Origin of the sequence: Klebsiella sp. JB_Kp004, assembly GCF_040065795.1 — a bacterium.
Lineage (GTDB): Bacteria > Pseudomonadota > Gammaproteobacteria > Enterobacterales > Enterobacteriaceae > Klebsiella > Klebsiella quasipneumoniae.
Map to the genome: position 1 here is coordinate 283,069 of NZ_JBEAKW010000001.1, position 21,378 is coordinate 304,446.

24 protein-coding genes are annotated in these 21,378 nt (G+C 48.5%); 2 read left to right on the forward strand and 22 right to left on the reverse strand.

Features of this window, described 5'->3' with window-relative positions:
* From ABLX76_RS01360 to ABLX76_RS01415, 12 genes are all read right to left on the reverse strand, one after another.
* Positions 1-351: a GPW/gp25 family protein gene (locus tag ABLX76_RS01360; protein ID WP_274891497.1), complete on the reverse strand. Its 351-nt coding sequence runs from the start codon at positions 349-351 to the stop codon at positions 1-3.
* The gene (locus ABLX76_RS01365) at positions 348-935 is read right to left on the reverse strand and encodes a phage baseplate assembly protein V (RefSeq protein WP_009486481.1); all 588 of its coding nucleotides are present in this window, start codon (positions 933-935) and stop codon (positions 348-350) included. The genes ABLX76_RS01360 and ABLX76_RS01365 overlap by 4 nt, the downstream gene beginning before the upstream one ends.
* On the reverse strand, positions 932-1,567 hold the full coding sequence (locus ABLX76_RS01370; RefSeq protein ID WP_348873813.1) for a phage virion morphogenesis protein: 636 nt from the start codon (positions 1,565-1,567) through the stop codon (positions 932-934). The genes ABLX76_RS01365 and ABLX76_RS01370 overlap by 4 nt, the downstream gene beginning before the upstream one ends.
* Positions 1,564-2,031 (reverse strand): phage tail protein, encoded by a 468-nt coding sequence (locus ABLX76_RS01375; protein WP_117082587.1) that lies wholly within the window; start codon positions 2,029-2,031, stop codon positions 1,564-1,566. Before ABLX76_RS01375 ends, ABLX76_RS01370 begins: the two co-directional genes overlap by 4 nt.
* Positions 2,032-2,367, reverse strand: a complete 336-nt coding sequence (locus ABLX76_RS01380; RefSeq protein WP_157846642.1) for a peptidase — start codon at positions 2,365-2,367, stop codon at positions 2,032-2,034.
* A gap of 186 nt (positions 2,368-2,553) precedes the next feature.
* Positions 2,554-3,099 carry a lysozyme gene (locus ABLX76_RS01385; protein ID WP_004213111.1) on the reverse strand — a complete coding sequence of 182 codons (546 nt, stop codon included), beginning with the start codon at positions 3,097-3,099 and terminating at the stop codon, positions 2,554-2,556.
* Entirely contained in the window at positions 3,096-3,380 is a 285-nt protein-coding gene (locus ABLX76_RS01390) for a hypothetical protein (protein WP_004215823.1), read from the reverse strand. The genes ABLX76_RS01385 and ABLX76_RS01390 overlap by 4 nt, the downstream gene beginning before the upstream one ends.
* On the reverse strand, positions 3,371-3,571 hold the full coding sequence (locus tag ABLX76_RS01395) for a tail protein X (protein ID WP_004131559.1): 201 nt from the start codon (positions 3,569-3,571) through the stop codon (positions 3,371-3,373). Before ABLX76_RS01395 ends, ABLX76_RS01390 begins: the two co-directional genes overlap by 10 nt.
* Positions 3,571-4,086 (reverse strand): head completion/stabilization protein, encoded by a 516-nt coding sequence (locus ABLX76_RS01400; protein WP_348873815.1) that lies wholly within the window; start codon positions 4,084-4,086, stop codon positions 3,571-3,573. The genes ABLX76_RS01395 and ABLX76_RS01400 overlap by 1 nt, the downstream gene beginning before the upstream one ends.
* 112 nt (positions 4,087-4,198) lie before the next feature.
* The gene (gpM, locus tag ABLX76_RS01405) at positions 4,199-5,056 is read right to left on the reverse strand and encodes a phage terminase small subunit (RefSeq protein WP_117082585.1); all 858 of its coding nucleotides are present in this window, start codon (positions 5,054-5,056) and stop codon (positions 4,199-4,201) included.
* Between the two features lie 49 nt (positions 5,057-5,105).
* Entirely contained in the window at positions 5,106-6,140 is a 1,035-nt protein-coding gene (locus ABLX76_RS01410; RefSeq protein ID WP_004213107.1) for a phage major capsid protein, P2 family, read from the reverse strand.
* A 9-nt stretch (positions 6,141-6,149) separates the two neighbouring features.
* The gene (locus ABLX76_RS01415; RefSeq protein ID WP_117082584.1) at positions 6,150-6,989 is read right to left on the reverse strand and encodes a GPO family capsid scaffolding protein; all 840 of its coding nucleotides are present in this window, start codon (positions 6,987-6,989) and stop codon (positions 6,150-6,152) included.
* A 156-nt stretch (positions 6,990-7,145) separates the two neighbouring features.
* On the opposite strand from ABLX76_RS01415, the gene ABLX76_RS01420 reads away from it, so the two are divergent.
* Together ABLX76_RS01420 and ABLX76_RS01425 are read left to right on the forward strand one after the other, a co-directional pair.
* Complete coding sequence (locus ABLX76_RS01420; protein ID WP_117082583.1) at positions 7,146-8,873, forward strand: terminase family protein; 1,728 nt, start codon at positions 7,146-7,148, stop codon at positions 8,871-8,873.
* Entirely contained in the window at positions 8,867-9,928 is a 1,062-nt protein-coding gene (locus ABLX76_RS01425; RefSeq protein WP_117082582.1) for a phage portal protein, read from the forward strand. Before ABLX76_RS01420 ends, ABLX76_RS01425 begins: the two co-directional genes overlap by 7 nt.
* A 597-nt stretch (positions 9,929-10,525) precedes the next feature.
* On the opposite strand, the gene ABLX76_RS01430 is transcribed toward ABLX76_RS01425, so the two are convergent.
* The 10 genes from ABLX76_RS01430 to ABLX76_RS01475 form a co-directional block, all read right to left on the reverse strand.
* Positions 10,526-13,207, reverse strand: coding sequence for a hypothetical protein (locus tag ABLX76_RS01430; RefSeq protein ID WP_348873818.1), 2,682 nt, complete (start codon positions 13,205-13,207; stop codon positions 10,526-10,528).
* A 54-nt stretch (positions 13,208-13,261) separates the two neighbouring features.
* Positions 13,262-13,669: a hypothetical protein gene (locus tag ABLX76_RS01435; RefSeq protein WP_348873820.1), complete on the reverse strand. Its 408-nt coding sequence runs from the start codon at positions 13,667-13,669 to the stop codon at positions 13,262-13,264.
* A 216-nt stretch (positions 13,670-13,885) separates the two neighbouring features.
* On the reverse strand, positions 13,886-15,625 hold the full coding sequence (locus ABLX76_RS01440; protein WP_071549017.1) for a retron Ec67 family RNA-directed DNA polymerase/endonuclease: 1,740 nt from the start codon (positions 15,623-15,625) through the stop codon (positions 13,886-13,888).
* 480 nt (positions 15,626-16,105) lie between these two features.
* Positions 16,106-18,328 (reverse strand): replication endonuclease, encoded by a 2,223-nt coding sequence (locus ABLX76_RS01445; RefSeq protein WP_227515060.1) that lies wholly within the window; start codon positions 18,326-18,328, stop codon positions 16,106-16,108.
* Complete coding sequence (locus ABLX76_RS01450) at positions 18,325-19,341, reverse strand: phosphoadenosine phosphosulfate reductase family protein (protein ID WP_094311306.1); 1,017 nt, start codon at positions 19,339-19,341, stop codon at positions 18,325-18,327. The genes ABLX76_RS01445 and ABLX76_RS01450 overlap by 4 nt, the downstream gene beginning before the upstream one ends.
* A gap of 273 nt (positions 19,342-19,614) precedes the next feature.
* Positions 19,615-20,169, reverse strand: coding sequence for a 3'-5' exonuclease (locus tag ABLX76_RS01455; RefSeq protein WP_227524870.1), 555 nt, complete (start codon positions 20,167-20,169; stop codon positions 19,615-19,617).
* A gap of 8 nt (positions 20,170-20,177) precedes the next feature.
* Positions 20,178-20,402 (reverse strand): hypothetical protein, encoded by a 225-nt coding sequence (locus tag ABLX76_RS01460; protein WP_004213098.1) that lies wholly within the window; start codon positions 20,400-20,402, stop codon positions 20,178-20,180.
* Between the two features lie 68 nt (positions 20,403-20,470).
* Positions 20,471-20,743 carry a hypothetical protein gene (locus ABLX76_RS01465; RefSeq protein ID WP_004213097.1) on the reverse strand — a complete coding sequence of 91 codons (273 nt, stop codon included), beginning with the start codon at positions 20,741-20,743 and terminating at the stop codon, positions 20,471-20,473.
* Positions 20,744-20,758: 15 nt separating this feature from the next.
* Positions 20,759-21,136, reverse strand: coding sequence for a hypothetical protein (locus ABLX76_RS01470; protein WP_094311305.1), 378 nt, complete (start codon positions 21,134-21,136; stop codon positions 20,759-20,761).
* Positions 21,137-21,151: 15 nt separating this feature from the next.
* A complete protein-coding gene (locus ABLX76_RS01475) occupies positions 21,152-21,370 on the reverse strand; it encodes a DUF4761 domain-containing protein (protein WP_100679923.1) in 219 nt (72 codons plus the stop codon).
* Positions 21,371-21,378 lie beyond the last annotated feature (8 nt).

The following is a 21,378-nucleotide window of genomic DNA, read 5'->3' on the forward strand; positions in this document are numbered from 1 at the left end:
CTAGCTCCTTAACCTGATGGTGTTGCTGGTATCTGTCATGGTTTCCGTGATAGTGCCGGCCAGTTCAGCAGTCACCGCGCCTGTTTCTGAAAACACCACATTGACGGTGGTCAGACTGATCCGCGGCTCCCACTGCGCCAGCGCAATAGCGGTGGCGCCCATCAGCTGCATGCGGGTGACGGTGTTCTGTGGCGCATCGAGTAAATCAGGTACCACGCTGCCAAAGTCCCGGCGCATCACACGGGAGCCTGTTGGCGTGGTGAGGATTTTTGTCACAGACTGCCAGAGCTGATCGTGATCGGTCAGCGAACCGTTGCCTTCCGGGTTCATCCCCGTGTAACTGGCTGTCACTGCGGGCCTCCTGTAGTACTCCCACCAGACTGCACGCCACCGTGTTTATGTTCATGTACGGTGATCCCGTTTGACTGCAACACGCCGCCGGAATGGAACACATCACCGGCCATCGTGCCGCCGTGGGTCAGTTCGAAAGTGCGCGTTTTGAGGTGTTCCGTGCATTCCACCTCCGGTGTGTCCAGCGTGACGCGGGTCTCTGCCTGGATATGCGCGGTTTTAATACCGGTCACGGACAGTGCTCCGGCATCGGCGGCGGCGTCGTAATGCAGGCGCGCGCCATCCGGTGCGGTGATGCTGATTTCCAGCAGGTTGCTGCCCGTTGGCGGATTATCTGCGCTGTATGCAGAGCCAATCACAAACGCGTTTTCAGGGTTGCCGCCCGGACAACCGATCCAGACCTGCTCCCCTATCGAGGGCGGCAGCCAGATGCTGAATGCCCCTGCGCGGGTGACGTTCCAGCGGATCCAGGTGGTCAGCAACCTGCCGGAGCGAACGCGCACCGCTTTCTTGTCGGCGCTGATTTGTTCCACGACGCCCAGGCGCAGAATGTTTTCCAGCAGGCGCATCAGCTCAGCATTCATGACGCACCGCCCAGACTGCTGATAACGGCGTTTTCCGTAGCGCTCAGGTCTGCCGGAGTTATGCCCAGTAGTTCACGCGCCGGGTACTGCGCGTAAGCGCCCGGGCCAACTTCATCCTGGAGGCCGTACTGGTGAATACGGGCAATGCGCGCAGCAATGCCATCAAATCCTACGGTGACGCCGCCCGCGTCCGGTCTGACTTTCATAAAACGCAGGGTGCGCAGGCGGGTAAACATCGGCGCTTTTTTTGTCTCTGTCTGCGTCGCTGATTGCGTTTTGATTTCCAGATAGCGCTCGATATCGGCCCGGTAGAAAGTGCGTATACCGCTGCGCTTCTCATCAAATCCCGTGATTGTCCGGCCGTATTTCCCACGCCCGCCCCGCCAGTTTTTCAGCGCCCGGACCTCATTATTCCAGACGAACTTGATCCCCTGCTGGGTGCGGTAAACTTTGCGGCGGCGTGCCGTGTAGCGCCTGCCGTCCGGGTTTTTCTGTGATGCGATGCGGCGTTGTTGACTACGGCGCAATGCCAGGCCAATTTTGCGCGCGGTACGGGTGCGCCCTGCCGGGCTGACGCCGTCGAGAATGTCCTGAAAGACCTGATCCAGCTCGCTGAACATCCGATCGCTCACGCTCCGGCCTCCTGAAGCATGCCTTCAAATACCAGCCCCCAGCCTGCGGCGTGGGGGGCCAGCACGCGCGGGCGCGGCTCCGGCAAATGCTCGGCGTACGGCACGCCGTTTTCATCCAGCTGCACCAGTACCCGCTGACGCACCTGCAGCTCAAACATCAGATCGGCGGTGTCGTCGTTGTTAATCAGCGTGGTGAATGTAATCTGCTGGTTTTTATCGGGGTTCAGCAGCAGATCGGGCTGATTAAACCAGAGCCAGGCCATCAGCGGCAGCGTGAAGTCGTCAATACTCCCGGCGTAGTTCATGACGAACAGCACCAGTGAATAGCGATACATGAAAGACGGTGTTTCACCGGTGGTTTCAATGCCACCCTCTTCAACAAACACCGTCCAGGCTTCCGGGTTCGCCCGGCACCAGGTGTTTGCTTTCTCTATGGCGGCGCGGAGTGTGTTTATCTTCAGCATTTATGGCTCCTTTCGGGTGTTCTGGCGCAGGCTGTCCCACTGGCGGATCGCCGCTTTGTCAGCATTGCAGGCATCAAGCGCATCCATCAGCCTGTCGCTGAATATCGCCACCGCGCCCCAGGTCACTGGCTTATCCAGCGCCGGGCGTGGTGTCTCTTCGGTCAGACTCTCCGGGACGGGTTCACGGACCAGCTGAATGACCGGCGCGGGCGGCGCGTTTTTGCAGGCTGCGACTGACAGCGTCAGGCACAGGAGTAACAGCGCACGCGTCACCATTGAACGCGGCCTGCATTGCTTCACGTCGGTGCTCCCCTTCTGCATTACGCTGTTGCTCACGGACTTTCACCTCTGCCAGTAATTTGTGGGTCTGTATGGCGGTCGCCTTCACTTCCTGAATAACCTGGTCGTAACCGGTCGCCGTTTCGGTCAGCAGCTTGTTGCGGGTCCGGGCCTCGCTCAGCTGGTCGGTCTGCCACCAGACAGCAGCCAGAAGGACAAGCATCACAATCACACTGCCCGCCCTCATGACGGCGTACTCAGGCCCAGCAGGCACCAGGCTTTAAAATCATTGCGCCGGTTAACCAGGCCGGCGGAGCGCTTACCGCCCACATTGACGAAATCAGTCAGCCTGTTGCACATCTGCGGCCATTGTCTGGCCTGGGCATGCTTCCAGATCGTGGTCCTCTGCTTGCGTCCGTTTTTATCGGTGAACCACATCAGCCCGGTGCAGCCCAGATTCAGGGCCGCATCCGTCATAGCCTCAAAGGTGAGTTGCGGCATGTCGGCACCATGGAAATTGTTATTGATGCAGTTCTCCGCCCGTTGCAGATCGTTGATCCAGCGCCGCGCTATTTCCTGGTTGCTGTATTCGCGGTTTTCCACGCCGCCCGTGGAGCCAATGCCAACCGTCAACACCCCCGCCGTGCAGTAATAAGGCGTGCTGCGGCAGTCTTCCCAACCTGCAATTTTCTGCTGCCCTTCTTTCGATGTTCTGACGCTCCCGGGCGCCAGCGAAATGCCCAGAGCCACTATCACCGCAATCGAACATTTTTTGATGATGTTCTTCATGCAGGTTTGTCTCCGTGCAGTTGCTCCAGCAACTGCCGCTCGCGGTCCGACAGGTTGCGGGTTTGCGCCTGGCGGAGAATCTGCTCGATCAAATCGTTACGGCGCTGGCTGGCCTGCTCAATGCGGCGGCGGTGAATCGCCAGCCGTACGGCGGAAACAATCCCCAGAAGAAGTCCAGCCAGCGCCAGCTTTTCGCTGACGGTCATCACGCCCACGCCGGTCACCAGGGCGGATGTTGCAAACGCAAAATATTCGTTAATACGATCCAAAGTCATTCCCATAACTGGACGGTTACCCGTTCCACCTCGCTGGTTATCACGGGCATTTCGATCTCCTGCCCGGCATTCAAAAATATCTGGTTGCTCAGTCCCGGATTGGCTTCGAGCACCTTCTCCGTGACACCTGCGGTTTTGCCGTAATGACGCCAGCAGAGCTGATCAACCGTGTCGTTTTGCAACGCCCTGACTTTCATCAGAACAGCTCCGCATAGATACGGGCTTCTTCCCAAATGTCAGCGATACTCCAGCGCCCGTCCCGCCATAGATCGTCGATCTGCCTGTCCAGGGCCTCCGCATCCTTGTCGCCCTTTGGCGTGGTGCCGACGTCCCTGTAACCTTCCAGTACGCTGGCGCGCGTGAAGGAGTAGACCGCGCGTCGGAAGCGATAAACTTTTGCGCTTTCGCCGTTAATCTGCTCGACAGGTTCACCGGCGGAAGTCAGCAGTACAGAAGCCAGTGACTCCGCGCCTTCCGCTTCCCTTTGCTTGCGCCAGTCCTTCAATTGATCAGCGACATGCAGCGCGGCCTCCGTTGCCATATGCATTAATCGGGATGTTGTAATGTCACCGGCGATGCGGGCAGCCAGGCGCAGATCGTGGAGTTTTACCGTCGGCCAGAAAGTGCCGATGGCAATCTGTGCGCCGCCGTCGTCCACGTCTGTCACATCACTTTCAGCAGGTCTGACGGGGCGCTGTGCGATAAAACTCATCGTCGTTTCTCCGGTAGGTCAGGCGGTGGGCGTCCGGTAAAAAGACCGCATTACGGGCAGATCGCCGGGCGCGCCGCCTGTGGCGCGGGGCCAGTTCATTACGCTTTGGCGTTTACTTTGTGGCGGTTTTCGTTGTCTTTTTTACCGCCGTTTTGCGGGTGGCTTTTTGAGTGCCGGCCGCCGTTTTCGTCTGCTTGCGCGTTCGTGTTGCTTTTTCTGTTGCGGGTGTTTCGGTTGCTGCTGTATCGCTGGATGAAATCTCATCTTCCGCATCACCACTTGCTGCGCTGGTCTGCGGCGCCTTTTTCAAAGCGCTGACCAGAGAAGCGATCTCCCGTTTCACACCTGCACCCGGGTTCAGGCTCATGGCTTCCCGGAAGAGTTTCAGCGCTTCGCCTTTGGTTTCCGCGTCTTCCGTGTCGCGCCGACAAAACGCCCGTACCTTGCACAGCTTCGCGCGGACTTCATCCGGCATATCACTGTCAGCCACAATTTCGGCAAGTTCGTCCAGCATGGCGATATAACCTGACAGCTCGGCCCCGGCATCCGTGGTGGCGATGTTCAGAATGGGGTTACAGATTTCTTCGGTCAGCACCGTGGGCGCCGGGCGGCGATAGTTGTCCTCCGGCATGCTCAGGCCATGCTTAACAACGTAGCGCCCGATACGCAGCGCCAGAGCATAATCGGAGCAGTCCACCGCCCACACCATCAGCGTGGTGATAACCGGATCCGCGCGCCCGCTGTCGCCCTCGATCGTGCCGTCAATCCATCCCTGAAACTCAGGAAGGATGCTGGCCTTTACAGCGGCCTTCGCCTGGCGGGACTGGATTTGGCTTAGCGAAGATTTATGCATATGCAGGCGAAAGAGGATCTGCTCATGCGCGGTGCGCGTCTCCGCGTCACGCTCATCACTGATGCCCCGCCTCTCTGCCATGACCTTCTGAAAGTGTCTTTGTGCCGGTGTCAGCATGGGTTCATTCTCCTGGGCGGGCTTGCTGCCCGCCATGTGATGGGGATTATCAGGCGAATGTCACGCCGTCGATCATGGCAATCATGCCGTACTCTTCAATGACATAGTCATCATTGCTGGACTGGTAAGTCGCCACGCGGTTGTAGTGCGGCTCTTCCCGGATAGAGCGACGCAGGGAGCCTTTCTGGTAGTACACAGAGAGGTTTTTCAGGTTGGTGATGAGCACGACATCTTCAGGAATGCCCGGGACAAAGACCGTCGGCAGGCCGCCGATCTTTTCCTGGCTGACAATGAGCTGCGCGGCCAGTAGTTCGGTATTCGGATTGGTCTGGCTGAGCGCGTTCACTTTCGGCAGGTTCACTTTCAGCAGCAGATCGGACGAGAGCACAGTCACCAGACCGGGAGCGCGGCGGAACCAGGGATCCATAAGGCTGTGGCGTGCATCGAGCACGGCGGCATCAATATTGCCGTAGGTGCCTGACGCAATTACCGCGTTATTCTCATCACGGGAAGTCAGCGTGATACCTGGCATAATGCGCTGCGGCGCCTCATTGCGGATCTTTTGCAGCCAGCCAACGCCGCAATCCTGCAATAACGGATAGGTCGTGCGGTCGGAGTTTTCAGAGTAATGCGTGCCATTAAAGCCAATCATCTGGCGATCCAGCCCCAGCTGACGGGCCATCGCATTACTGATTAATGACTGAAATTCAGGGTGACCGGCCCACGCGTCCAGCTCCGCATACGAAAGCGCATAGTCATAGTTGGTTTTGCGGCAGTGGTAGTTCTGCGGCTCTTTGTTATGGTTCGGTGCAGGGTTACGGCGGTTGGTGCCGTCCGAGCTGTTATTGGTGCTCGCCATCGGTCCCTTACTGCCAATTTTTACTTTCTGCCCTTCCTGCTCTTTAACCCCAAAGTGGTTAACCAGCTTCATGAAGTCATCCGACTCCATGGCGGCCTGTTCCAGTTTTTGCTGGATAGTCGGATCGACGCTGAAACGATTGGCAACGGCTGAGGGTGAGACACCGTTCAGATGTGCCTGGCGCACAATGTACTTATCAAATAGTTCGCGGGTCTGGTTTTCCATGGTTACCTCTTAGAAGTCTGCAAGCTGCGCGCTGCTGTTGCCGGTTGCCGCCGGTCGTGCGTTGTAATTTTCTGCGGGCTGGAGCTGAAGCTGACCGCGCAGCTCGTTAAGTTCACTGGTCAGTTGCTGAATGGTGGCTTTATCCTGTTGGCGTTCCTGTTCTAGGGCTCTGAACCGGTCAATCTGGTCTGCCTGAGATTGAGCAACGGCTTCAACAACCTGATGCAACTGACTGAAACGCTGATCGTCGGTTTTCTGGCCTTTGCCAAGGATGCCCATCACGCGGTTGAACCAGTTGACGCCCTCCTCGCTGCGATGAGCTGCCAGTTCGATCACTTCAGCTTCAAGCGCATCAGAGAACAGCGGCGCCTCGATCTGCTGGTTATTGAAGGCCATCACCTGCGCGCGCTGCTGCGCGGCAAATTTTAGGCGCTCAGTCCCCAGACTTGCCGGGGTGTCCGTCATCGCCAGGCCGACCACATACGCCTTACCGTTAAGGGCAAACTGCGGATGCAGCTCAATACTGGAATAGATTTTTTTTCCTTCATCGGTGAGCTGCTTCATTCGTGCCGAAGCGTCGATCTCGGCATAGAGCGCCGTACGACCGGCCAGCGGCCCTTCGGTGATATCCTCCGCGCTTAAAGCAACAACATCCCCCATGGCGCCAAAATTGCTGTCAGGAAGCATGGAGAGATAGTGCTCCACGTTCACGCGGGCGCCGTAAACGGCCGGGTTGTAGCTCGCCGCCGCATCGCGGAGGTGCTGCGGCTGGATCTCGCGCCCGTCAACGGTGGCGCCGGAAACCGCAACGCGAAACTTTTTGCGGGCGGGTTTAGTCGTGCTGGCCATGTCGTTTTATCCTGTTGATTAATGTCAGTCGCTGCATCATCGCAGAGCCTGAAAGCCCGGCGCCACGCGGTTTTGTTGTCGGAGAACGGCCAGACCTGAAAGCCCGAGCCGCGGGGATCGCGCGCAGGTAATCTCCCTGCTCAAAAGGGGGAAGTGATGATTCAGGATGCGTTTATTCGATTAAGGGCAAAACAGCTCTACTGGCAGGGTTACCCGCCCGCCGAAATTTCGCGACTCATGGGCATCAACTCAAACACGGTTTATTCGTGGAAAAAGCGCGACGCATGGGATGACACAACGCCCATCAAACGGGTGACGCAATCCATTGACACCCGTCTCTGCCAGCTGAGCGCGAAAGACAATAAAACCAGTGGCGATTTCAAAGAGATTGACCTGTTAACCCGGCAGTTGAAAAAGCTAGATACCGGGCAGGCTTCCACTATCACCGGCGTAAAAAAAACCAGTCGTCGCAAGAAGAAAAATCACTTCTCCGAGGAGCAGATCGAGGCGTTGCGCTTAAAAATTCTCGACTCTCTCGCATGGCACCAGCGCGGCTGGTACGAACAACGAGATCAGCGTAACCGGATGATCCTCAAATCACGGCAGATTGGGGCAACCTGGTACTTTGCCCGCGAGGCATTGCTGGGCGCACTAAGAACGGACGTTAAGCACGACTATCAGCGCAACCAAATTTTTCTGTCGGCGTCCCGCAAGCAGGCGCTCCAGTTCCGCAACTTCATCCGTAAAGCGGCTGAAGAGGTGGACGTCGAACTTAAAGGCGGTGAGCAAATCACGTTGTCAAACGGCGCGGAGCTGCATTTTCTCGGGACGTCGGCGGCGACGGCGCAGTCGTACACCGGCCACCTGCGATTTGATGAGTTTTTCTGGACAGGAAACTTTATCAACCTGCGCAAAGTTGCCGGCGCCATGGCAACGCTCAAAGGCTTAACACGCACGTACTTCTCCACGCCATCCAGCGAAAGCCATGAAGCCTATCAGTTCTGGACCGGCGATCGATGGAATGCGAAACGGCCTAAAGCGCAGCGCGTTGACTTTGACGTTTCATGGAAGAAAACCCATAGCGGCGTGCTTTACCCGGATAAAACGTGGCGGCAGATCGTCACTATTCAGGACGCTATCAACAACGGCTGGGACTACACCGACATTGATGAAATCAGGGACGAAAACAGCCCCGATGAATTTGAAAACCTGTACATGTGCGAGTTCGTCAAAGACGGCGAAAGCGCGTTCAATCTTAGCCAGTTACTGGGGTGCGGCGCTGACGGGTATGACGACTGGTCCGACTGGAAACCGTTCGCCAGTCGCCCTATGGGCCAACGTGAGGTGTGGCTGGGCTACGACGCCAACGGCGGCAGCGGCAATGGTGATGCCGGTGCTCTGTCCGTAACTGTCCCTCCCCTTGTGGCTGGCGGCCGGTTTCGCACGGTTGAATTGAAGCAACTGCGAGGGCTGGAGTTTGAGCAGCAGGCGGCGGTCATCAAAGAGGCTGCCGAGCGCTACAACGTCACTCACATCGCCATCGACGGACAAGGCGTTGGGGAGGCGGTCTGGCAGATTGTTAAAAATTGGTTCCCGGCGGCTATTTGCTACCAGATGAGCCTCTCTTCCAAGCGCGCCCTTGTCCTCAAAATGTTGCAGGTCATCCGCGCCGGCCGCTGGGAATATGACCGCAGCGAGCAGGGCCTGGTCAGAGCCTTTAACGCTGTTCGCAAAGTTGTTACGCCCGGCGGTTTCATCACTTACGAAACTGACCGATCGCGCGGCGTAAGCCATGGTGATATGGCGTGGGCAACCATGCTTTCGATTATTAATGAACCGTTGGGCCAGGAAAGTGGCGGCGGTGGTTTCGCAATGGGATGGTAACTGTGAAAAAGAAATACGGTAAAAAGCCGATAGCCAGCACAGCCGGTTCTGACATTGCGGAGTCACTGAAGGCCGATCCCGCGTTGACAGCGTTCAGCTTTGATGGCCCTTATCCAGTGCGTGATATGGCCGATTTGCTGGACAATCTCTATTGCCTGGACAACGGGCGATACTATGAGACGCCAGTGGATTTTTACGGGCTGGCTAAAGCTCCACGTCAGAGCGCCTGGCATGAGTCGGCGTTGTATTTCAAACGAAATGTGCTCACCGGCTGCTTTATCCCGCACAAGCTGCTCAATCGCCAGACCTTTTCCGCGTTTGCGCTGGACTGGTTCACGTTTGGCAATGCCTATCTCGAATTGCCGCGTAATCGCCTGGGCGGCCCGCTACCCTTCAAACACTCTCTGGCGAAGTACACCCGGCGTGGGAGCACAGATCTCGATCAATACTGGTTTATCCGGCGCTGGAAAGAAGAGCACACGTTCAAATCAGGAACGGTTTGTCACGTTCTGAACCCTGATATTAATCAGGAGATCTACGGTATGCCGGAATATATGGCAGCACTGCTGGCCGCCAGCCTGGCCCACTCCGCTGACATGTTCCGTAAGTTGTACTACGACAACGGATCGCATGCTGGATGTATTGTCTATATTGGCGCTGGACAGATTGATGATAAAAGCATGAAGGCAGTCAAAGAGACGTTGACCGGTGCGCGTGGGAAAGGCGCATTTAAAAACCTGCTGCTGCATGCGCCAGGCGGCGGCAAAGACGGCGTGCAAATCCTCCCCTTCCAGCAGATCACGGCGAAAGATGAGTTTATCAACATTAAGAACGCCACACGTGACGACATACTCGCAGCACACCGTATCCCGCCGCAGCTGATGGGCGCCATGCCAGAGGGAAACGGCTCATTTGGGGATATCGAGAAAGCCGCCCGGGTCTACGCTATCAACGAGCTGACGCCCGTAATGGAGGCGCTGAAGGTGGTCAATGAGTGGATCGGAGAAGAAGTGATCCGCTTTAACCCTTACGCGTTGCTTACCCCTGAGAAATAACCGCCAGAAAACTCAGTTTCTTTAAACAACATCAGCCATTTATAACAGGCCAGCGTTTTCGCTGGCCTCATCTTTTCTGCTGAAAAAATCCCGCATCAGCGCCCCTCTGCGCGTCGCTGCTTTTTCCCAGCAAAGGGCATGCCTCCAACCAAAACGACCGCTCACCGTGACGCAGAAACCGTCAAATTGCGTATTCTGCCGCCTTCCCTACCCTGACCCGCTTGCGGGGGCTTGCCCCCCGTCACCTGCGCGCGACATTTGCTTCGTTTTTTGTGTATTTGCCGATCCGGTGCTAGACCGCACCGCCACAAGGCGGAAAGGGTAAAATTACCTTCAAAAAATTGTGCAAATTTGTGCACTATTTTGCAGCAGCAGAGTGTCTACATTTTTAGGTCTCATTTGATAAAATTACCCTCTAAAAATCTGTGTATATGGCGAGTTAATCACAATAATGATTAAAAACTTCACATTTATACTTTTTAGGATACATTACTGTTATCAGGGTTCTCGGTTCTGTTTCCTTTAATTAATTGTTCCATTTCCCTTTCTTGCCTTTCATTGATTGTTTGGCATTCCCTCTCTGATATAAAGTAAAGTTTACATATATCTTTTGGTGTCGCACACTATATTAAACGAGGCATCCAAAACCGAGTACAAATAAGGATTGTCTTTTTCAAAATCATATCTCTCCCTAATGCCTTCAATATTTTCATCGGAAATTTTTTCAATATCTATTGATAATATTTTTTTTGATCTTTTCAAATAAAAATTATTTGATAAATCCAAATAATATAACCCTGAGCCATTTAAATCTAGATGGCCCTCCTTGTCAATAACTTTCAAACCTCTGGAATATCTAAACGTATTAACTCTATCTTCGACTTTGTATTCTATCGTGATTAGCTTATCAGTTAATAAGTCCTGTGGATGATTAATATTAATAATTTCCACTACATTAATATCAATGCTACTCAACACACTTCGAATCCATTCATATATTAACCATTTACTATGAATATCAATACTCATCACATAAGAAGTGCCATCTATTACAGGAAGAACTTCTCTTTTATCAATTAAAAGAGAAGTTTCAATTCCATTAACTTCCGCTTCTGTAGAGATAGAATCCAAGGGTATAATTAGCTCAAATAATTTCTCCACAGAAAGTGTTATTTCGTTACTATATATTTCAACCAATGAAGGTTCTAATTCTGATTCAATTACGTTGCGCAATACTAAAGCACTTAATGATGAAGTAATTGACTCCAGTTCAGCTACGACTTGTTGTTTATTTTTATTATCGGAGATATCTGTTTTAGTAATAAGTTTAAATAATTTAGCAAACGAATCTCCATTCATATACGTTATAATAGATTTTAATTCATGTGTTAGTATAGAAGTTTTATTCTTGAATTCAGTAGCATCCCTTACAAATAAAAGATTGAACTGATTACTATTGAATACACTTTGTGTAAGTATAAAAGCAATCATCTTATATGTATCATTCGAAACCGATCTCCACGTCGCCTGTCCATCAGGAATTTCTCGAATTTTAGTTTCCGCATCGAACACAGTAAACTTTTGAGGAATAGAAAATAATACATCGTAAAGTTCCTTCTTATAATATAACTCTTGCAGAAACTTAGCATTTACCCACGATTTCAATAAAGAAATAAGTTCTATAAGCTCTTCTTTGTATTCCCCCTCCTTTTCCCCAACATACTCTATCCGCATAATTAACAAAGATATTACTTCAAAAGTGCAACGTAACATTTTACGTTGCATTTCGTTCAGTGAATCATACTTTGCCTCATTCCTGAGGTCTAAGTACTGGAGTCTTTTAGTGACAAAATCAGTGTCAACTTTGAATGCCGCATAATTTTTATAAACTAAGTTTCGCAAAACTATAGATGTATACAAATCTAAAAAAACATAATTAGATTCTTCCAAACGATACCTAACTCGGTGTTCAAACAGTCTAAAAATCTTTTTATAAAAATCGGAGAAGTTGCTTTTACTGTAAATGTACCCTGCGAGATCAATTAATGATCGCATTATATTCGCTGCTTTCTCAAGTTCGTTTTGATTAAAAGACTCATTAATCATTTTTTCAAAAAACTTTGCGAGCACCGATGTTTTAACAAGATCTTTTGTATTGGATGATGTTATTGCCAAATCAATATTTCTTAATGTATTAATATAATTTTCACTTGAAGTTAATTCATTGAAAATACGCACACCAAAATCTAACGACCACTCATCACCACTCAATAAACAGTTCCTAATGTTCTCGACAAGTGCTTCTTCAAATTTATTGAAATCACTATAGATATAAGGAACAGTGGTATAAGTTAACCCTTTTTTCAAAATAGATTCAATCTCTGATATATGCTCTTCAGTTAAATCAGAATCAGCAGCAGTTATGATCTTAATCGAGGAGCTTGATATGGGTGATAAAAAGGCCAAAGAGATAAATAAAGTAGGTTTGTGCTTAAGATTAAACTCTGTAAGTTTATTAGAAAGTTGACTAAATATTTTTGGGTTGTAACCCGAAATAGCAATATCGGTTTTTTCAGGAAAAACACTTAACGTTATAGAATCATTACTCCTGTAGAAAGCACTGTGGTTATTACTATAGTATGAGCTACTAGAAATCACCTTAGAAAATTCATTAGTAATTTCCTGACATTGGTTTTTTACGTCGTTATATTTTTTTCCCGTGAAACGTATAGAGTCCAACAAAATCCCATTAATAATACTAGGCTCTTCAGTTATATGGTAAAGCCTATAATACATCATTCCGTACTTAACAATAAAATATAATGAAAAGAAAGATGAAACAAAATACCCAATTAAACCGCTACCTATAAGAAGTAAAAAAATACCACACAATAGGCTGCATACAGATTGGACGCTAAAACCTAAAAAATCATACTCCCTTAGTAATAGTACTTTAGACAAAGACTCGAAACCATGCTCAGATGTCTTTGAAACCTGATCAACAAACATTCCCATGAAAGTTATAGACAAAGCAGCTATAGTGCCATGTATTCCTAAAAAACTGCCCCAAACACCAGTAGTCCAGCTTAGATAAGAGTTATTATAAAAAGACGGGCTAATCAAAAGATATTTATATGGCTCATTGCAATAACGTGATAAATACATTCCAGCAAGAATTAAAAAGGAAACTACGAAACAGGAAATTATAGTTTTCTTTACATTGCCATAAATAATAGCCCCATTAGGCTTACCATTAACTTCTATTTTTATAACGCTCATAACTCATCCCAATTTGCAATAAGCTGTCACTCTTTTAACGAGGCACCATTTGCCCTAGCCATTTACATAAAAGGCTTTCTTCAACCTTTCTAGTATTCTATCTCTATCTAAAATGTTCGCCATCTTTTGTTTCGTGGCGACTTTAAAGCCCGCATCCAATCGATTCCTAATCCTCAGACGCCCATCTTTAACCGCGAAGATCAGATTACCATAGTCAATATGCGCTCCCGCAATTAATGATTGTACCATCCCAACACTGGCATGAATCCCACGCAGTGCGAGAAGATCTTTAACCAGAAGCTCTTTTATGGATAGTCTGGCTCTCTGTTCCCGCAGCGGTCGCTGTTTTTTACGCTTACTTCGCACATCATCACTAAGCCGTTGAGCCAGTTCTCTCTTTTCCTGCCGAGAAAGTGCATCCAAATTCACCGTCAAGGCCTCTGTTGGTACCGTTACTTTCAACTGATCTGCTAACTCGCTAGCTACATGTTCAACACGGTCGGTGTCAAAGACAGTTTCCTGCGTATAGTTATTGACAGAACTCCCAGGTGCTTAACTTCAGAGTAATAGAATGGCTGTTCTTTAAAAGCTAATAAGCTACGTTTAGCTTTAAGATGCCTGCGTGTTATTTAAATTTATCAATACATACGCTAGCATTAGTCTGCTAGCGTATTACTTTCATTTAGGGATGTTATTATAATGCACTAAACAATCTCGTACAGCATTTAGTACTGGTAAGAAACCTAAAAAATTAATATTTTTTTCATTAACTTTAATAACCTTCAATGAGAAGTCATTTTTTCCATAGTGCGTGTTTTTATTATAATTATTAGACTTATCAAATGACCGACCATCAATAACGGCACTTAATACAGAACTATCAAAAAGATCCTCCATACATGAGTCCCTATCTCCTGGAAGGAGCGGCGTCAGTACAATATATAAATTATGTAAAATATGGGTAAAGCTATTTTTTTTAATAGAGTCCTCAGTTACACCTAAGGTTTTAGATATTTTTCGAACGATGGTTCTAGTGCCACTGTCGTTATCCAAAATCATAATGACTGGATACAGAGGGGTATGATTAAATCGCTTATATTGTTCTGGATAACGAGTGATAAATTTCTCAAATTCAGCCGCCCCCCCTGATATATCGAGAAAGTAACTTGTTCTTGTACTTTCCCTAAAAAAATTAAGCGAATAATTTATATTGCCTGTAGCATTGTTTTTTTTCACTAATGTAGGATAAGTTAAAAAAAGTGATCTTAAAGCACATTTGAGATAGACTCTATCTGTTTTACCTTCGACAAGTATGGTCGGTAAGTGTAATCCATGAAAATATTTATAATATAAAAACTTACTCAGTGTTTTTTCTCTACGATTAAGTTTTCCTTCATAGTTCAAACCATAATTAAAAGATTGATACTTTTGAGGTTGTTTGTTAGCTAGTTTTAATTTATTGTTATACTTATCTATGCTATCGATGAAGGACATCATGCCTTCTAATTGGTTTAACGTCCCTTTTTGCGGTTTTGCATTTTCCTTTATAATAGAAAATGATTGATCCTTGTATAAAGTATGAGCCATAGCTCTTACTTTTTTGTAATATCTATTGTCGACATTAACTTTTTTATTAACAGTTAGCCCAGTAACTTCTTGCCGGGAAGTTGAATAAAGCAATCTTGTTTTTCTATGATTTATTCTAAAACCTGCACGTTCGATTTCTTTAAGTAACACAGCCCCGACATTCACAACATCATTATCAATTACCAGTTCTTGGGGAAACTCTTTTTTGTTTGTGGAAAAGGTAATATCATCAGCATATCGAGAATATTGACATCCATTTTTCTGAGCTAACTTGCTTAATCTTATATCAAGAATAGTGCATATCAAATTGCTGATTATTGGAGAACAAGGACTTCCTTGTGGAAGGCTGTTATTAAAACATGCAATTTGCGCTAAAGTTGTGGCAATTAATGGTGATAATTTAAAATCATTGTTCGCAATAAAAAAACCACGAACTCGGCCAAAGTTTATTGACTCGAAAAAATTTTCCAAATCAATATTCAACAATATCCTTTTATTTCGATGTCTGGTTGCATTTGTAACAATGGTTTTATTTTTTTCAAAACCATGTGATAATACAGGGTTTATTTTCCTTTCAAAATGTATATTCGCCTGACATTCGTAAAGAAGTTCTGCTAAACGCTTTTGAATATCTTTGAGTTTAGATGAAGGAGATGATATTAGCCTAAAGCTTCCATCTTTTTTTGGTATTCGAAACTGGCTGTATTGTGTGTTGACTCCATTTCTATAAAGGATGTTGGTTAAGAAATGAGGTTTTAAATTTAATAAAGCAGCTAATTCTTGCCGGGTGGTGATAAGCCTTAACCGCTCAATAGTAGTTGGAGCAACCATATTTTCATTCCCTGCTGTGATAGAATTACACATAGGGGCACTCTTACGCAAAGCATAGAGTTATACGAAACGATGAAACAAGGATGTCAGAAGGCGAGTCCCTCTCACATTTAGATCACAGGCTGCGATACCACAACCTACAAATCTGCCCCTATGTGCAAGATTAAGTTATCAAACTGATGGCATTATGTAAATCGTATAATTACTCATTTTCGAGAAAAAATTAATTTCAATGAATAGGGTCAAAAATCCAGAATTTTAATTAGCTTTTTCTTCTTAAAAAAACCAAATAATTTCAATATGTTGCATGGAAATGCTATGTTTTTTCACCTGTTATGGATAGTAGTTTGTAATTTCCGTCATAACAGCTCAGTAGAGATTGAGACAGTGATTTCTGGCGTTCAAAAAATGTTCAGCGTCAATTTCATCTGAACTTAATCCCCCAAGGAGGTAAAAGTCGCTTAATCAACACGTCATAGGTCATTTATCAAACCGTTTTGGGTGACTCAATGGCATTCCCTTGGCTCTACATGCTTCATGAAGACGCCTAGTAACGGCTTTTCTTTCTTTAACCGGTAATTTATTTATATCCAGCGGTCCCGATTCTTCTTCTAGCTCCTGCGACTCCAATAGTTGAGGATTATTCAATAATCTTTTGCCTCCCCTTTTTGGGGGCTGGGGATAGTTATTGCCACGAGTCCAAGGGGCGACGGGGTCGCCCTGGGCGGCGCTTTCAGCGCCTGGGTTAGCGGGAGCCTTCTTCACCCTCTTCCAGGTATGGACATGCGTGCATATTTTGTTTTCCTTACCGGTGATTGGCGACCAAATGCCATAAATACGAATCCCGTGATCGCCATAGGTTCCTGGTTCGACTGTCGGCTCGTAGGCGGTATGAATGAGGTAATTTTTGCGGGGAACAAGTACACCGCCCTGCTTCATGATGTAAGTGGCAAAACAGCCAACATCAGCAGCAGCGAGCACAGCGTCCAGTTTTGGATCCATAAGTACCGGAGCGCCCGGTTTGCTGGTTTTCATTGCACGAGTTGCCTGCGATGCGAACAATCGTAACTCGCGGTACGCCTGGCGGCCTGGAATCCCAAAAAAACGAAATTGTTGAACACGGTGCAACGATGCCCATGCAGTGACGTACTCGGCACTATCACGTAGTGATTTACCCGTCTCCTTGCTGACGGTGTCACCCAGCCCACGCCCATCGATGTTTTTACTGACGTACTTTGCAATATAACTGGCCGGAGTCCCCTTTCGCGGGTCTATCAGCTTTGACTTGAAACGAGCGCCAGTGTTATTGCCAAGTTCGGCGCGATCTTCTCGGATAGCGAAACGACGCAGCAGCTCTGTGATTGCACGTCGATTTTTTTTGCGCATAAAACACAATAAATGCCAGTGCACAGTTCCATCGTGATGTGGTTCGGCTACGCGGACGCCGTACCAGCGCAGCTCTTTTTTGTGCATTGCCTTACGGAATGCCGCAAACGTATCAACCAGATAGTCGCTGCTTTTCCTAACTGTCGAGTGATCCCATGTAGGGTTAGGCTTCCCGTTCATCAGTGTGGCGTGGTACTTAGAAGGACAGGTGATGGTATAGAACATGGCGCAGTCGCCACGCATTTCAGCTATCAATTCCAGGCCTTTGACACAGGCCATCATCTCATTACGACGGTGCGCTGGATTGCTGGCACTTGCAAGCACCACATCCTCCATGCTGAGCGTGTCGCCATCTTCGTTAATCAGATCATGGTTGCGGAAAAAATCCATCGCCTTACGGCGTTGTTCCCGCTTCTGCAACAGAATGTCATGGCTGACATAAGGTGATGCGTGCCGATGAACAAGGCACGCTGCCCGAAGCAACTCTTCCCGCCATTCGTTGCGGAGTTGCCACAGCTTACGTTGCCACCAGTCAGCACAACGCATACGAGCAAGCGCGCCCGGTATCAACTCGTAGTTAATCGGGTTGCGGCGATTATGTTTGCTGCGGAGCGCTTCATAACCCGGCGGGATAACATCGAGGCGTGACACTTCGGCCGCCACACGACGATATAGCTCCAGTATTACGATAGGAGAAGCTAATTCATCGGTCAGCATCTCGTCGCAAAGCTGGATAAAAATCATATCAATGTGCGCTGCGACCAGCGTTGAAAGCCGCTTAATCTCCCGCTGATTCAGTTCAGCAAGTCGAAGGAGTTGATCAAGGCTATCCCTGCCAGCCATGGCCTGGAAGGACAGCGACGCCTGGTTAGCACGGACCTTGTCAATTCTCACTAATGAGGGAGTAATGACCTCATTCAGATAGGTAGGTAAATGGCGCGGATCTTCTGATTTTTCCAAATACTTAATCCTTGATTCCAGCGGCTTTCGCAGGAAACCTGGTAGGCTGGCGACGTCATCACGAATCAGGGTAAGAGGATCAACACGATGGAGTTCCGCATGTCGCTTAGCTTTCTCAATCAGCGCATCATTCAGTTCGTCATAGCGCCAGGGATCGCAATGTGCAACAGAAAAGAGGTACTCTTCTGCTGCACGACTCATTGCTTCAGCCTGCTCGCGTTGATCGCTTTTATCCTGCTCATAAAGAGCAATCCAAACGGCCAGCGCAGAGGGCCTTCTCGCTGGCTTAGCCAGAGCATATGGGTTTATGGCCTTTAACGGGACATTCCAGTCCCAGGCAAAACTCGGGCTTGTCATTCACATACGCCCGCATAGATGCTTGAACAGCTGACGCCATTATTCATGCCAGCCAATAAATCGAATTGACGCCCCCCTCTTGTCGTCATGACCCAGTCGCGATATGACTCAATCCCGTACTTCTCTAGAGTGATAAATTCAATTCGACGTTCCGATTTGTGGGGATCGTTTGTAGACGGAAAAAATGTTGAGTTACCGCGACGGCTTACAGCTGCGACAAGTTTTTCCCATTCAGCTACTCGCGAGATTTCTCCGGGCCAGCGAGCGAAAATTTCTGCTAACTCCCCCTTAGTGACATGGATGCATGGCATGCATCCAACTCTCCCGCATCCTTGTAAATATAAGGGGTTCGGCTTGATGCCATGGCGGCGTGCAATAGCAAAAACATCATCATGCAGCCACTTATGGATCGGACGATAAATACATAAGCCGGGTCTATCATCTGCATCTTCTTCCCACTCAGGTAAATCAGCCCTTGCTGGAGACTCTTGTGCTCGTACCCCTTGCCAACTAATTACGTTGTCATACTTATCAAGTAGCGGATCAATAACCTGGTTCTTGATAGGGGCATGCTTCAACTCAAAAGTACAAAAACGCACCCGAGTCGAAGGGAAACGCCCTTTCCACATACAGAGATCCAGAAAAGGAATACCAGTGGGCCACAAAATTTTAAGCGCTCGCTCTACTGTATAATCCGCTTGCTCCTCTGTAAGTCCGCACTCATTTACCAGTGAAATCGGCCAAGCTGTTCTAATAAACTCCCTTTTTTTCATGATACGATCAGAGAAATCGGCTTTAACGCGAACAACCGGCCCTAGTTTCATTTCGAGATAATCGAGATACTCCATGGTCTGAGGATGTTCGTGTCCAGTATCAGCAAATACAACGCTATGGTTAATTCCTGCTTCAACGGCAAGTAACCACGTTGCAAGGCTATCTTTTCCCCCAGAAACAGATAAAACGCTGTATGTGTCCTTTTGAAACAAGATTTTTGGGTATTGGATTAGAGACATTCTTCGCCTCCAAGAATTAGCTTCAGGAGAGCCTCAGTCATTTTCGACATTCCTGGTTATAAGTTTCATGGGTCATCAGTCGCCACTGCTTGCCACCGTTTTTGCTTAGCAAACGCCAACGGAGGCCAATGCGGATAACGAGATAGGCGTGTGGCTTGACGCGGGTGTAATTACGCTGTCCACGAGCAAAGCAATTCAGGGCGGCAAGCGCCCTCTTACAGACCGGTAACGGCGCTTTACAAACAACAGATAAATGCGAATGCATGGCGGCCCTCACAGCGATCCAATGTGTGGAGAGGTCAATCGCTGCCAGATTTCGCAGACTTGTTCCGCTTGATATCGCGCGTCAGTGAGCGTGTAACGTGCCAGAGCGCTTCTCGCATGAGGCGCATAGTCTGTGGCCGCAGCAAGGTCGAGAAGTGAACGAATGCAGCGGTATTTTGTGCCTTCAGGAAAAATGCCTGACACCTCTGAGCGATCCACTGCATAGCGAAGTGAAACCAGTTTTTCCGGGGCATCTTTGAACCATACGAATAACGCCGAGTTCCGGGGACAGGTGTTGTCGGCGATGAAAGCAGCAAGGCTGCAAAGTGCATCTTCTTCAGCTTCGGTTGCGCTCATCACTTCGGCGCGCCAGTGAGAGTCTTTTTTCATCCAGTCGAATGCCGTACTAATGCTGATACGGCCCTTCAAGCTTTCAGATTTACGAATGTCTATCGAAGAATAAAAAACCTTTCCGATCTGCCCTGTTGAGGGTTCAAAAAACACAGCTTCAATGGCACACAGAGGTGATGACGGTTTCTTACTAACGTTAATCAAATCGATCATTACGTGATTCATGGTCTACTGCCCTCACTGGTGATTGTTTCGTGGTTGGCTATCCACTGCTCAAGTGCTGAATAAATCTCTTCGGGGGTAAGGCCTTGCTCTTTCAGCAGGCCCATACGAATGCGCAGCAATCCGAGTAAGTGTGCGCGCTCGCCTTTGCGCGCATTGGTGCTGATTCCCATAAACTCTGGATCGCTTATTCCGCCTTCCGGCTTTATTGACGTAACCGACATGCAACCTCCTGAAAAAGGCAAAACGAATCCCCGGCAAAGTGAATGCCGTTATTTTTACAGCGGGTTAATTAATTGTTTGGACGCGATTTTCTTTTAATCTGCTTAAATATCCTTTCATGCCAGTAATACATGAAATCAATAAAGGTCATTCGCGCGCGATCGTGATTACCGCGAATGGCTTTTTCGAGCCCGTAAATTATTAAATCTTTAGACGGGCTTTTTGAGCTAATGGTGATACGAGCCCCATTTTTTAGATGTACAGTGAACCCCTGCTCGGCACTTTCCACTGCTTCTCGAATCAGCATTTCCTGTTCCCAAGATGTTTTTTCTTCGGTGAACATGGCGTACTCCGATGATCAGTTAAAGCGAGGGGGCTCCAGCCGCCAGGAGGCTTTAGCTCCCAGTTTCAGGTGTTCGAAGATCTCCGGGGTAACTTCTACGGTTACCGCCTGCGGCTGAACAAACTTCATAGCCTTCTTCAGTTGCTCAGCGTCCAGAGATAGCAGGTCGTATGGTTTAGGGATATCACCATCGGTCACGGAAATAATGATGTTGCGGAGTTCTTCAAGAGTGCATTCATCATTCTCGCCTTGAAGCATTGCGAAATGATAAAGGTGGGATACGCCATGGCGTAAAAGCTGGAGAGAGTAATCATGATTCCATTCCAGAAACTCTTTATTGAAATGGAAGCATTGTAAAAGCGAGTTAATTTTGTCTGCATATTCGAGTTTCATTTTCGCTCCCAGAGATTAAAAAGCAATAAACCGCTTTTTATTCATGATTCTGTCAATCGTTCGGCATGCTTCGGATAAAGCAAAGTCAATGCCGTAATAATGGCCTGTGTGCGTAATTTGATAGCGCTCGCGGTTGTACGGTTTTTTGCGTGGGAGTTTCAGAATAGTAAAACCACAGTAGAGGCTGGTTTTGCTATTGAGCTGTGATACTGATCCGCGGCTACCGTTCTTCATGTTTCCTC

Bases quoted from the DNA above. Each gene is read 5' to 3' on its own strand.
- ABLX76_RS01365 (WP_009486481.1), bottom strand. From the start codon at position 935: ATGAATGCTGAGCTGATGCGCCTGCTGGAAAACATTCTGCGCCTGGGC.
- ABLX76_RS01375 (WP_117082587.1), bottom strand. From the start codon at position 2,031: ATGCTGAAGATAAACACACTCCGCGCCGCCATAGAGAAAGCAAACACC.
- ABLX76_RS01385 (WP_004213111.1), bottom strand. From the start codon at position 3,099: ATGAAGAACATCATCAAAAAATGTTCGATTGCGGTGATAGTGGCTCTG.
- ABLX76_RS01390 (WP_004215823.1), bottom strand. From the start codon at position 3,380: ATGGGAATGACTTTGGATCGTATTAACGAATATTTTGCGTTTGCAACA.
- ABLX76_RS01395 (WP_004131559.1), bottom strand. From the start codon at position 3,571: ATGAAAGTCAGGGCGTTGCAAAACGACACGGTTGATCAGCTCTGCTGG.
- ABLX76_RS01400 (WP_348873815.1), bottom strand. From the start codon at position 4,086: ATGAGTTTTATCGCACAGCGCCCCGTCAGACCTGCTGAAAGTGATGTG.
- gpM (WP_117082585.1), bottom strand. From the start codon at position 5,056: ATGCTGACACCGGCACAAAGACACTTTCAGAAGGTCATGGCAGAGAGG.
- ABLX76_RS01410 (WP_004213107.1), bottom strand. From the start codon at position 6,140: ATGGAAAACCAGACCCGCGAACTATTTGATAAGTACATTGTGCGCCAG.
- ABLX76_RS01415 (WP_117082584.1), bottom strand. From the start codon at position 6,989: ATGGCCAGCACGACTAAACCCGCCCGCAAAAAGTTTCGCGTTGCGGTT.
- ABLX76_RS01420 (WP_117082583.1), top strand. From the start codon at position 7,146: ATGATTCAGGATGCGTTTATTCGATTAAGGGCAAAACAGCTCTACTGG.
- ABLX76_RS01425 (WP_117082582.1), top strand. From the start codon at position 8,867: ATGGTAACTGTGAAAAAGAAATACGGTAAAAAGCCGATAGCCAGCACA.
- ABLX76_RS01430 (WP_348873818.1), bottom strand. From the start codon at position 13,207: ATGAGCGTTATAAAAATAGAAGTTAATGGTAAGCCTAATGGGGCTATT.
- ABLX76_RS01440 (WP_071549017.1), bottom strand. From the start codon at position 15,625: ATGGTTGCTCCAACTACTATTGAGCGGTTAAGGCTTATCACCACCCGG.
- ABLX76_RS01445 (WP_227515060.1), bottom strand. From the start codon at position 18,328: ATGACAAGCCCGAGTTTTGCCTGGGACTGGAATGTCCCGTTAAAGGCC.
- ABLX76_RS01450 (WP_094311306.1), bottom strand. From the start codon at position 19,341: ATGTCTCTAATCCAATACCCAAAAATCTTGTTTCAAAAGGACACATAC.
- ABLX76_RS01455 (WP_227524870.1), bottom strand. From the start codon at position 20,169: ATGATCGATTTGATTAACGTTAGTAAGAAACCGTCATCACCTCTGTGT.
- ABLX76_RS01460 (WP_004213098.1), bottom strand. From the start codon at position 20,402: ATGTCGGTTACGTCAATAAAGCCGGAAGGCGGAATAAGCGATCCAGAG.
- ABLX76_RS01465 (WP_004213097.1), bottom strand. From the start codon at position 20,743: ATGTTCACCGAAGAAAAAACATCTTGGGAACAGGAAATGCTGATTCGA.
- ABLX76_RS01470 (WP_094311305.1), bottom strand. From the start codon at position 21,136: ATGAAACTCGAATATGCAGACAAAATTAACTCGCTTTTACAATGCTTC.
- ABLX76_RS01475 (WP_100679923.1), bottom strand. From the start codon at position 21,370: ATGAAGAACGGTAGCCGCGGATCAGTATCACAGCTCAATAGCAAAACC.